This window comes from Saccharothrix syringae (assembly GCF_009498035.1).
Lineage (GTDB): Bacteria > Actinomycetota > Actinomycetes > Mycobacteriales > Pseudonocardiaceae > Actinosynnema > Actinosynnema syringae.
In genome coordinates this window covers 3,561,962-3,574,875 of record NZ_CP034550.1, presented here as the reverse complement: position 1 = coordinate 3,574,875, position 12,914 = coordinate 3,561,962, and the positions used below count along the sequence as shown (strand labels likewise).

Below are 12,914 nucleotides of genomic sequence, written 5' to 3'. Positions count from 1 at the left end.
GACGGGGTGGTCATGAGGTCGGTCCCTCCGACTGGTCGCTCGCACCGGTTCGGCCGTATGCGGCGCGAATGAGATCGGCCATGTCCATCGAGTCGATCGCGCTGGTGGGCGCGGTGCTGTCGACCGGCTCGGGCCCGAAGGCGTCGTCGACGCCCCCACCGGTCCCGCCCGCGTGGGTGCCGGCGTCCTCGCCGAACAGCTCGGCGTGCACCAGCTCGGCGACCGAGGCGGGCGTCGGGTGGTCGAAGACCAGCGTGGCGGGCAGCTGCAGGCCGGTCGCCGCGCCGAGCCGGTTCCGCAGCCGCAGCGCGGTGAGCGAGTCGAACCCGATCTCCTGGAAACCGCGCCCCGACTCGACCGAGCCGACGTCGGGGTACCCGAGCACGGCCGCCACCGCGGTCCGGACGAGTTCGGTCAGCGAGTACACCCGCTCGGTGGCGGGCAGGCCGGCGAGCCGCGCGCGCACGTCGGTGTCGACCGCTGCTCCCGACCGACCGGGCTCGGCATCCCCGGTCGGGAGCAGCTCCGCGAGCAGCGACACCGACCGGGTGCCGACGAGTTCGGTGGCGAACGAGGACCACTCGACGTCCACCACGACCACGGCCGTCTCGTCGCGGTCGATCACCTGGTCCATGGCCCGGACGGCGTCGCGGGGGTCCATCGCGCGCAGGCCGCGGGCCGCCAGCCGCTGCTCCACCCCGTCGCGGTCGGCGAGCCCCGGGCCCCGCCAGAGCCCCCAGGCGATGGAGGTCCCGGTCAGGCCGAGGGCCCTGCGGTGCGCGGCCAGCGCGTCCAGCGAGGTGTTCGCGGCCGCGTAGTTGGCCTGGCCGGCCGGGCCGACCGTGCCGACGAACGACGAGAACAGGACGAAGTCGGTGAGGTCGTGGTCCTTCGTCAGCTCGTGCAGGTGCCAGGCGGCGGCCACCTTCGGGCGGAACACCCGCTCGAAGCGCTCCGGGGTGAGCCGGTCGATGATGCCGTCGTCGAGCACACCGGCGGTGTGCACGACCGTGGTCAGCGGGTGCTCCGCCGGCCAGGTGGCCAGCAGCTCGGCGAGCTGCGCCCGGTCGGCCACGTCGCAGGCGACCACCGACACCGAGGCGCCCTGCCCGGCCAGCTCGGCGGCCAGCTCGGCGGCGCCGGGCGCGTCCGGGCCGCGACGGCCGGCCAGCACCAGGTGCCGCGTGCCGCGCGCCACGAGCCAGCGCGCCACCTCCGCCCCGAGCGCGCCGGTGCCGCCGGTGACCAGGGCGCTGCGCCCCGGCGGCCGGGGCGTCCGGTGCGCGGGTGCGGTGACCCGGGTCAGTCGGCGGCAGAGCACCGCGCCGCCCCGCACCGCCAGCTCGCCCTCGTCACCCCCGAGCGCCCCGGCCAGCGCCGCGAGGTCCGCGTGGTCGACCTCGCGCGGCAGGTCGACGACGCCACCCCACGGCACGGGTTGCTCCAGCCCCGCGTGCCGGGCGAAGCCCCACAGCGCGGCCTGCCGCGGCTGGGTGACGGGGTCTCCCGGCCGGGCGGCGACCGCGTCCTGGGTCACGCACCAGATCGGGGTCGACAGGCCCAGCGTGCTCACCGCCCGCACCAGCGCGAGCGTGCCGCGCAGGCCGACCGGCACGGATGCGGCGTCGGTGTCGCCCGCCGAGTCCAGGGCCAGCAACGACACCACGGTCCCGGCCCGTTCGCCGTCCAACGCCGCGGTCAGCCGGTGGCAGAGCGCCTCGACGCCCGCCTCCCGGGGTACCGCGACCCGGCTGACCCGCGCCCCGCGGGCCGTCAGCGCCGCGATCGCCTGCTCCAGCCACGTCGGCTCGGCGATGTCGGCCGGCACCACGACCACCCACCGGCCGGTGAGCGGTCGGTCCGCGCCCCCGGTGCGGCGCCAGGTGACGCGGTACTGCCAGCTGGCCGGCGCCTCCTGCTGCCGGCTGCGCTCCCGCCACGAGGACAGGGCCGGGAGCACGGTGCCCAGCGAGGAACGGCCGGCGTCGTCGGAGAGGGCCAGCGCCGTGGTCAGCCCGTCGAGGTCGCCCTCGTCGACCATGGTCCAGAACCGGGTGTCGACGTCGGTGCCCCCGGTCGGGCGGCGGGGCGGCGCCTCGATCCAGTAGTGGGTGTGCTGGAAGGCGTAGGTGGGCAGCCGCACGGGCCGCTGCCCCGAGGGGAACAGGGCGGACCACCGCACGTCGACGCCACCCGTGAACGCCTCGGCCGCGTTGCGCAGGAATTCCCGCGCGCCACCGTGGCCCCGACGCAGCGAGCCGACCGTCGTGACCGACGTCCCCTTGGCCTCGGCCAGCTCCTGGATCGAGTTGACGAGTACCGGGTGCGGGCCCACTTCGTGGAACGACCGGTGCCCGCTGTCGAGCAGTTGGTCGACGACGTCCTGGAAACGCACCACCTCGCGCAGGTTCCGGTACCAGTAGTCGGCGTCCAGCTCCCGACCGGGCAGCACCGAGCCGGTCACCGTCGAGTAGAACGGGACGGCGGCGTCGGAGCACTCGACCACACCCAGCGTGTCGGCCAGCTCGGCCCGGATGCCCTCCGCCACCGCTGAATGCGACGCGTAGTTGATCGGCACGCGCCGGACCCGCGCCCCCTCTGCCGCCCAGGCCGCGAGGAGTCGGTCCAGTTCGGCGGTGTCCCCGGAGACGACCGTGGACAGCGGTCCGTTCACCGCGGCGATGCCGAGCCGGGGGTGACCGGCCAGGCGTTCGCGCACCTCGTCGGCCGACCGGTTCACCCAGCCCATGCCGCCGTGGCCGGCCAGGCGCCGCAGCACCCGGGACCGCAGGGCCACCACGCGCGCGCCCTCGGCCAGCGACAACGCCCCCGCCGCCACGGCGGCGGCGAACTCGCCCTGGGAATGCCCGACGACGGCCGAGGGCCGAACGCCCAGGGACTCCCACAGCCGGGACAGCGCGACCCCGACCGCGAACACCGCCGGCTGCACGACGTCGTCCCGGTCGAGGCTCGGCGCACCCGGCGCCCCGGCGAGCACGTCCCTCAGCGAGAAGCCGTCCCAGTCGACGTGGGGCGCCAACGCCTCGTCGCAGGTCCGCACCAGCTCCGCGAACGTCGGGCTGCTCTCCCACAGCTCGACGCCCATCCCGAGCCACTGACCACCCTGCCCGGGGAACACGAACACCGGGCCGTCGTGGTCGGCTTCACCGGTTCCCGCCACCACGAGGGCCGAGCCGTCCGCCCGGCCGGCCGCGATGGCGTCGAGGCCGGCCAGCAGCTCGTCGCGGTTCTCGGCGACGACCACCGCCCGGTGGGAGTGCGGGGACCCGCCGTTGGCCAGTGCCGCGCCGAACCCGGCCACGTCGGTGTCCGGGAGGTCGGCCAGCGCGGCCCGCAGCCGGGCCGCCTGGCCCGCCAACGCCGCCGATCCCCGGCCCGACACCGGGAAGGCGGAGACCCCGAGCCGCGCCACGGCGTCCGACTGCCGGGTCGCCGGCCGCTCCGGCGCCTGTTCGAGGATGACGTGCGCGTTCGTGCCGCTGATGCCGAAGGAGGAGACACCGGCCCGGCGGGGTCGACCGGTGCCCGGCCAGTCCCGGTTCCGGTCGAGCAGGGCGACGGCGCCCTGCGACCAGTCGATCAGCGGCGAGGGCTGCTCGGCGTGCAACGTCCTGGGCAGGGTGCCGTGCCGCATCGCCATCACCATCTTGATGACGCCACCGACCCCGGCGGCGGCCTGGGTGTGGCCGATGTTCGACTTCAACGACCCCAGCCACAGCGGCGATTCGGCCGTGTGCGCCCGCCCGTAGGTGGCCAGCAGTGCCTGCGCCTCGATCGGGTCCCCCAGCCGGGTGCCGGTGCCGTGCCCCTCCACCGCGTCCACGTCGGCCGCCGTCAGCGCGGCGTTGGCCAGCGCCTGGCGGATCACCCGCTGCTGGGCGAGCCCGTTCGGCGCGGTCAGGCCGTTCGACGCGCCGTCGGAGTTCACCGAGGAGCCCTTGAGCACCGCGAGCACCTCGTGGCCCTGCCGGCGCGCGTCCGACAGCCGTTCGAGCACCACGAGGCCGACGCCCTCGGCCCAGCCGGTGCCGTCCGCGCCGGCGCCGAACGCGCGGCACCGGCCGTCCGGGGACAGGGCTCGCTGGTGGCCCAGGTCGACGAACGTCATCGGGGTGGACATCACCGTGACCCCGCCGGCCAGGGCGAGCGAGCACTCGCCCGACCGCAGTGCCTGCGCGGCCAGGTGGAGCGCCACCAGCGACGACGAGCACGCGGTGTCGACCGAGACGGCGGGCCCCTCCAGGCCGAACTGGTACGCCACCCGCCCGGAGAGCACGCTGCCCGCGCTACCGGTCAGCACCGCTCCGCTGAGCTGGTCCGGCACCAGGTCCAGCGGCGGCGCGTAGTCGTGGTACATGACACCGGCGAACACCCCGGTCCGGGTGCCGCGCAGGGAGTGCGCGTCGATACCCGCCCGCTCGAACGCCTCCCAGGCAACCTCCAACAACAACCGCTGCTGCGGATCCATCGCCGTCGCCTCACGCGGCGAAATCCCGAAGAACCCCGCATCAAACCCACCCGCGTCGTGCAGGAACCCACCACCACGCGCATACGTCGTCCCCGCATGATCCGGATCCGGGTGGTACAAACCCCCCACATCCCAACCACGCGACTCCGGAAAACCGGTAATCCCCTCCCCACCCCCGACCACCAGCTCCCACAAGTCCTCCGGAGAACCCACCCCACCCGGATAACGACACGCCATCCCCACGATCACCACGGGATCAGCGGGATCGGCGACCGGCGAACCGGTCGTTCCCGGCGTCTCACCGCTCGGGGCGAGCTCGCCGAGCACGTGGTCGGCGAGGGCCCGCGGGGTCGGGTGGTCGAACACGGCCGTGGTCGCCAGGCGCAACCCGGTGATCGCGTTGAGCCGGTTGCGCAGCTCGACGGCGGTGAGCGAGTCGAGCCCGGACTCCTTGAAGGTGCGGTCGACACCGATCGGGTCGCGCCCGTCGTAACCGAGCACCCGCCCCGCCTCCGCGCGCACCAGCTCCAGCAGTCGCGCGGGCCGGGACGTCACGTCCTCGCCGGTGGGGAACGGCCCGTCCGAGCGGCCCGGCACGACCGCCGGGCGGGCTCGCCGCGGCGCGACCAGTTCGCGGAGCAGCGGGTGCACGTCCCCGCCGTCCGCGGCGGAAGCGGTGTCCAACCGCAGTGGCACGAGCAGCGGCTCGCTGCGCCGGACAGCGGCGTCGAAGAGCGAGAGCCCGTCGGCCTCGGACAACGTCGCCACGCCGGCGCGGGCCATCCGGTTGAGGTCGCCGGCGCCGAGCGCCGCCGCCATACCGCCCCGCTGGTCCCACATCCCCCACGCCAGCGACGTCGCCGGGAGCCCCCGCCGGGCGCGGTGGTGGGCGAGCGCGTCGAGGTAGGTGTTGGCGGCCGCGTAGTTGGCCTGGCCCGCCGCGCCGATCAGCCCGGAGATGGAGGAGTACAGCACGAACGCCGACAGCGGCATGTCGACGGTGAGCTCGTGGAGGTTCCTGGCAGCCACCGCCTTGGGGCCCATGACCGCGTCCAGGCGTTGCGGGGTCAGCCCGGTGAACACGCCGTCGTCGAGCACCCCGGCCGCGTGGACCACGGCCGTGAGGGGGCGGTCGGCGGGCAGCCCGCGGAGCAGCGCGGCGAGCGCGGCGCGGTCGGCGACATCGCAGGCTTCGGCCCGCACCTCCAGGCCGAGCCCGGTCAGCTCGGCCACCAGGGCCCGCGCCTCGGGCGTGACGGGGCCGCTCCTGCTCACCAGCAGCACGCTGGTCACCCCGTGCTCGGTGGCCAGGTGCCGCGCGAGCAACCGGCCGAGCCGGCCGAACGCCCCGGTCAGCAGCACGGTCCCGCGCTCCGGCAGCGGTTTCCCGGCGTGGTGCGAGCCGGGGTCCGCGGGCAGGCGGGTCAGGCGCGGGACGCGAACGCCCTCGGCGGACAGGGCGAGCTGCGGCTCCCCCGTGGCCACCGCGGCGGCGAGCCGTTGGGTCCCCGCACCGCCCGGCGCCACGTCGACGAGCACGATGCGGTCGGGGTGCTCGGACTGCGCGGCGCGCAGCAGACCCCAGACCGGCGCGTTGTCGAGGTCGACGCCCCCGTTGTCCCCCGTGTCGACGACACCGGTGGTGACGACGACCAGCAGGACGCCGGCCACCGCCTCGTCGGCCAGCCAGTCCTGCACCAGTCGCAGCACGCGGTGCACGCCGCCGAAGTCCGCGACGCCGGTCGGGGGGACCGCGGTGACCACCGCGGCCGGCGTCGGCGCCCCCGCCGCCACCGCGCCCCGCAGCGCGGCGAGGTCGGCGTACCGGTCGAGCGGTGGGCTTCCGCCGGCCACCCGCGCACCGAGGTCGTGCGGGTCCTCCCCCACCACCACCCAGTTGTCGGTGCCGGGGTGGGCGCCGACCTCCTTCGGCAGCCACGACAACCGGAACAGCGCCGCCTCGCCCCGGTCCGCCGACGGGGTCGGCGACGCGTCGGGAGCGGGCCGCAGCACCAGCGAGTCGACCGACGCGACCGGGTTGCCGTCGCGGTCGGTGAGCACCACGGCCACCGAGTCGGCACCGGTTCTCCGGATGCGGGCCCGCAGGGCCGACGGGGCCGCGGTGTGCACGGTGACACCGCTCCACGCGAACGGCACCAACGTCTCGCCCGCGGTCTCGAACAGGCCGACCAGCGCGGCCTGGACGGCGGCGTCCAGGAGGGCCGGGTGCAGGTCGAACACCGGGTCGCCGTGTCCCGCCGCCTCATCCAGCGCGATGTCGGCGAAGACCACGTCGTCACCGCGGCGGATGGTGCGCAGTCCTCGGAACGCCGGTCCGTAGTCGTACCCCCGGCGGGTCAGCTCCGCGTACGCGGTGGTGGTGTCGAGGGGCCGGGCGTCGGGGTCGGCCTCGCCGTTCCAGCCGGTCGCGGACGCCGATCCCGCAGGTGGGGCAAGGCTGCCGTCGGCGTGCCGGGTCCAGGTGCCGTTCCCGGCGGCGCCTCCCCGCCGGGACAGCACGCGCAGCGCACGGCGACCGGTGTCGTCCGGTGCGTCGACCACCAGCTGGAGTTGGGTGTCACCGTGCTCCGGCACCACCAGGGGGGCGTGCACGACGAGTTCCTCCACCAGGTCGGCGCCGGTTCGCCGCGCGGCGTGCGAGGCCAGGGCCAGGAATCCGGTTCCGGGCAGGATCGGGGTGCCCGACACCACGTGGTCCGCCAACCACGGTTGCCGGTCCACGGACAGCCTGCCCGTCAGCACGAGCGCGCCGGCATCGCCCACCGGCATCTCAGCGCGCAGGAAGGGGTGATCGACCGGCTCCAGGCCGACGGCGGTGAGGTCGGTCTCCGGGAGGGAGGAGGTATCCAGCCAGTAGTGCCGGTGCTGGAAGGCGTAGGTGGGAAGTTCGGTGCGGCGGGCCTCGGTCTCGGTGAACAGGGCCGGCCAGTCGACCGCCACTCCGGCGGCGAACAACGCGCCCAGCCCGGTCAGCACCGACTCGACCTCGTCACGATCACGCCGCAGGCTCGGCACCGCCGTGATCTCGTTGCCGTCCAAGCACTCCCGCACCAACCCGGTCAGCACCGCATCCGGACCCAGCTCCACAAACCGGGTCACACCATGCTCATGCAGCCGGGCAACCGTGTCGGCGAACCGAACCGTGTCACGCACGTGCCGCACCCAGTACTCCGGGTCCGCCACCGCCTCGTTCACCGTCCCGATGCGCGGAGCCCGGAACTTCAACCCGGCCACCACCGCCCGGAAGTCGTCCAACATCGGCTCCATCAACGGCGAGTGAAACGCATGGCTCACCACCAGCCGCTTCGTCCGACAACCCAACTCGGACAGCCGCCCCACCACCCGCTCCACGGCGGACTCAGCCCCCGACAGGACCACCGACGTCGGGCTGTTCACCGCCGCGATCGACACCTCAGCGCCCAGGTCGGCCACCAACGGCGCCACCACGTCCTCACCCGCGGCGACTGCCACCATCACCCCACCGGGCGGAAGCCCCTGCATCAACCGACCCCGCGCCGTGACCAACCGACAGGCGTCCTCCAGGGACAGCACGCCCGACACGTGCGCCGCCGCGATCTCCCCCACCGAATGACCCGTCACGAAATCCGGGACCACACCCCACGATTCGAACAACCGGAACAACGCCACCTCAACCGCGAACAACCCCGGCTGCGCGAACTCCGTCGAATCCAAACGACCGTCATCACCGAACACAGCCGCCCGCACCAACGGGTCCAACAGCTCGCACACCTGGTCGAAAGCCGCCGCGAACACCGGGAACCGCCCGTACAACTCCCGACCCATACCCGCCCGCTGCGAACCCTGACCGGTGAACACCACCGCCACCCGCCCCGGGCCGGCCACACACCCGTCCGCGGCCTCGCCCTCGGCAAGAACCGCCAAGCGGTCCAGCAACTGCTCTCGCCCCGCAGCAACCACCACCGCCCGATGCTCCAGAGCGGCACGACCGGTCACCAACGAATACGCGAGATCCACCATGGACAAGTCCGGCCGCTCCACCACATGCGACCGCAACCGGGCAGCCTGACCACCCAACGCACCCGCCCCACGAGCCGACAACACGAACGGCAGCGCCGGCGATGCGAGCGCGGTTGTCGGCGTCGGTGCGGTCCCGGTCACCATCGGTGCTTGCTGCAGGATGACGTGGGCGTTGGTCCCGCTGATCCCGAACGAGGACACCCCCGCTCGCCGAGGCCGGTCCGCGTCCGGCCACTCCCGCGCTCGGCTCAGCAACGCCACCCCGCCGGAGGACCAGTCCACCTCGGTCGAGGGTTCCTCGGCGAACAGGGTCCTCGGCAGCAACCGGTGCCGCATGGCCATCACCATCTTGATGACCCCGGCAACGCCCGCCGCCGCCTGCGCGTGTCCGATGTTCGACTTCACCGATCCGAGCCACAGGGGTGTGCCGTCGGTGTGCTCTCGCCCGTAGGTCGCCAGCAGTGCCTGCGCCTCGATCGGGTCCCCGAGTCGCGTGCCCGTGCCGTGCCCTTCCACCACGTCGACGTCGGCGGCCGTCAACCCCGCGTCGGCCAGCGCCTGGCGGATCACCCGCTGCTGCGAGGGGCCGTTGGGTGCCGTCAGCCCGTTCGAGGCGCCGTCCTGGTTGACGGCCGAACCCGCGAGCACCGCGAGCACGTCGTGCCCGTTGCGCCGCGCGTCGGACAACCGTTCCAGCACCACCAGGCCCACGCCCTCGGACCACCCCGTGCCGTCCGCGCCCGCGCCGAACGACCGGCACCGGCCGTCCGGGGACAACCCGCGCTGCCGCGCGAACTCCGTGAGGATCATGGGGGTGCCCATGACCGCGACGCCGCCGGCCAGCGCGAGCGAGCACTCGCCCGACCGCAGTGCCTGCGCGGCCAGGTGCAGCGCCACCAACGACGACGAACAGGCCGTGTCCACCGTGATCGCGGGTCCCTCGAACCCGAACTGGTACGCGATCCGCCCGGACAGGACCCCGGGCGTGGTGCCGGTCAGGAGGTATCCGCCGGCGTCGGTCGGCGCCGCACCGTACCCGTGCGGTGTTGCTCCCACCAGCACGCCGGTCCGGGTGCCGCGCAGGGAGTGCGCGTCGATACCCGCCCGCTCGAACGCCTCCCACGCAACCTCCAACAACAACCGCTGCTGCGGATCCATCGCCGTCGCCTCACGCGGCGAAATCCCGAAGAACCCCGCATCAAACCCACCCGCGTCGTGCAAAAACCCACCACCACGCGCATACGTCGTCCCCGCATGATCCGGATCCGGGTGGTACAAACCCCCCACATCCCAACCACGCGACTCCGGAAAACCAGTGATCCCCTCCCCACCCCCGACCACCAACTCCCACAAGTCCTCCGGAGAACCCACCCCACCCGGATAACGACACGCCATCCCCACGACCACCACGGGATCATCGGCACCAGCAGTCGACGCGACCTGAGCACTCACGTCAACGTCCCTGCCCAGCACGACTGATCGCAGGTGCTCGACGAGAACGGCGGGAGTGGGGTAGTCGAAGATCACCGAACTGGGCAGTGGAACCCCCAGGGCGTGCGAGAGCCTGTCCCGCAGTTCGGCGGACATCACAGAGTCGAAGCCCAGGTCCCGGAACGTCTGACCCAGTGCGACCTCACCGGGCACGCCGCTGCCGAGCGTGGCCGTGATGTGCGCGCGAGCCAGCTCCGTCAACCGATGCGTGCGCTCGGTGTCGTCGAGCCCGCGCAGCTCGCTCACCAGACCCGAGGTCGCCACCGACGTCTTCTCGTCGTCCATCGGCATGTCGAGCCAGTAGCGCCGGCGCTGGAAGGCGTAGGTGGGAAGTTCGGTGCGGCGGGCCTCGGTCCCGGTGAACAGGGCCGACCAGTCGACCGCCACTCCGGCGGCGAACAACGCGCCCAGCCCGGTCAGCACCGACTCGACCTCGTCACGATCACGCCGCAGGCTGGACACCGCCGTGATCTCGTGGCCTTCCAAGCACTCCCGCACCAACCCGGTCAGCACCGCGTCCGGACCCAACTCCACAAACCGGGTCACACCGCGATCGTGCAGCCCGGCAACCGTGTCAGCGAACCGAACCGTGTCACGCACGTGCCGCACCCAGTACTCCGGATCGGCCACCGCCTCGTTCACCGTCGCGATACGGGGAGACCTGAACGTCAAGCCTGCGACCACCGCCCGGAAGTCGTCCAACATCGGCTCCATCAACGGCGAGTGAAACGCATGGCTCACCACCAGCCGCTTCGTCCGACAACCCAGCTCAGTCAGTCGTCGAACTACCTTCTCGACCGCGGACTCGGACCCCGACACCACTACCGAGGTCGGGCTGTTCACCGCCGCGATCGACACCTCAGCGCCCAGGTCGGCCACCAACGGCGCCACCACGTCCTCACCGGCCGCGACCGCCACCATCACCCCACCCGGCGGAAGCCCCTGCATCAACCGACCCCGCGCGGTCACCAACCGACAGGCGTCCTCCAGGGACAGCACGCCCGACACGTGCGCCGCCGCGATCTCCCCCACCGAATGACCCGTCACGAAATCCGGAACCACACCCCACGATTCGAACAACCGGAACAACGCCACCTCAACCGCGAACAACCCCGGCTGCGCGAACTCCGTCCAATCCAAACGACCGTCATCACCAAAAACAGCCGCCCGCACCAACGGGTCCAAAAACCCGCACACCTCATCAAAAGCCGCAGCGAACACCGGGAACCGCCCGTACAACTCCCGCCCCATCCCCACCCGCTGCGAACCCTGACCGGTGAACACCACCGCCACTCGACCGGGACCCTCCACACCGGACACACAGCCCGCTCCGGTCCCGCCCTCGGCAAGAACCGCCAAACGGTCCAGCAACTGTTCCCGGCCCGAAGCAACCACCACCGCCCGATGCTCCAGAGCGGCACGACCGGTCACCAACGAATACGCGAGATCCACCAACGCCACGTCCGGCCGCTCCACCACGTGCGACCGCAACCGAGCAGCCTGACCACCCAACGCACCCGACCCACGACCCGACAACACGAACGGCAACACCGCGGGTGACTGCCCGGAGTCCGCCTCACCGGTCTCGGGTTCCCCGCCCGAGGCGGTCGGGTCGGATGGGGCTTCACCGACGACCAGGTGGCAGTTCGTGCCGCCCATTCCGAAGGAACTGACGCCGGCGATCAGCGGGAGGTCGGGTGCTTCCCACGGGCCGAGGTTCTGCTGAACCCGGAGGTTGAGCCGGTCCAGGGCGATCTCCGGGTTCGCCCGCTCGAAGTTCAGACTGGCGGGGAGTTCGCGGTGGCGGATCGCCATCGCCACTTTGATGAGGCCGGCGATCCCCGCGGCCGCCCCCGGGTGCCCCACGTTCGTCTTGACCGACCCGACGGGCAGCGGTCGCGTGCGCGGGCGGGCGGAGCCCACGGCGGCGCCGAGGGCGGACGCCTCCACGGGGTCGCCGGCGGGCGTCCCCGTTCCGTGCAGCTCCACGTACTGGAGCTGCGTGGCGGTGATCCCGGCGCGCTCGTGAGCGCGGTGCAGGACGTCCCGCTGCGCGGCCTCGTTGGGCTGGGTCAGGGCGCGACCGCTGCCGCCGTGGTTCACCGCGCTCCCGAGGATCACGCAGTGCACGGTGTCGCCGTCGGCGAGGGCGCTGTCGAGCCTCTTGAGCACCACCAGACCGCCGCCTTCGCCCGGCACGTAACCATTCGCGCGGGCGTCGAAGGTGTAGCAGCGGCCGTCGGGTGACAGGGGGCCCCAGCGGTCTGCGATGTCCAGGGACTCGGTCAGCAGGTTGAGCTGCACACCGCCCGCGACGACGAGGTCCGACTCACCGGTGAGCAGGCTCTGGCAGGCCAGGTGGACGGCGACCAGCGATGACGATTGACCGCTGTCGACGGTCACGCTGGGCCCGTGGACGTCGAGGAAGTGGGAGAGCCGGTTGGCGATGACCGCGCTTTCGATGCCGGGGTAGGTGTGCTGCGACGCCGCGGCGGAACCGTTCCGGTGCACGAGGTGGGCGTAGTCGTCGGCGAAGGCACCCACGAAGACGCCGAGTCGGCCGCCGCGGATGCCGCCCGGCACGATGCCCGCATCCTCCAGCGCCTCCCACCCCAGCTCCAGCACCAGTCGCTGCTGCGGATCGGCGGCCGCCGCTTCCCGGGTGGACATGCCGAAGAACTCGGCGTCGAACTCGTCGACGGCGTCGAGGTACCCACCCCACGGGGGCGCGACCGCCCTGTCCGAGGCACCACGTCCGGGCCGGCCGTCGGTGATCGCATGGCGTCCCGCGGCCAGGAGCCGCCACAGCTGCCGAGGCCCGTCGGCGCCGGGGAAGCGGCACGACATGCCAATCACCGCGACTTCGCCGTTGTGGGCGCGGGCATCCACCTGGGTCGTCCCCTTCCGCGTTCGC

Annotated in this window: 1 protein-coding gene; it reads right to left on the bottom strand. The window is 73.1% G+C overall.

Annotation, left to right across the window (positions count from 1 at the left end; all coding sequences use genetic code 11):
* Nucleotides 1-10: 10 nt before the first annotated feature.
* Nucleotides 11-12,889 carry a type I polyketide synthase gene (locus EKG83_RS15960; protein WP_033431231.1) on the bottom strand — a complete coding sequence of 4,293 codons (12,879 nt, stop codon included), beginning with the start codon at nt 12,887-12,889 and terminating at the stop codon, nt 11-13.
* Nucleotides 12,890-12,914 lie beyond the last annotated feature (25 nt).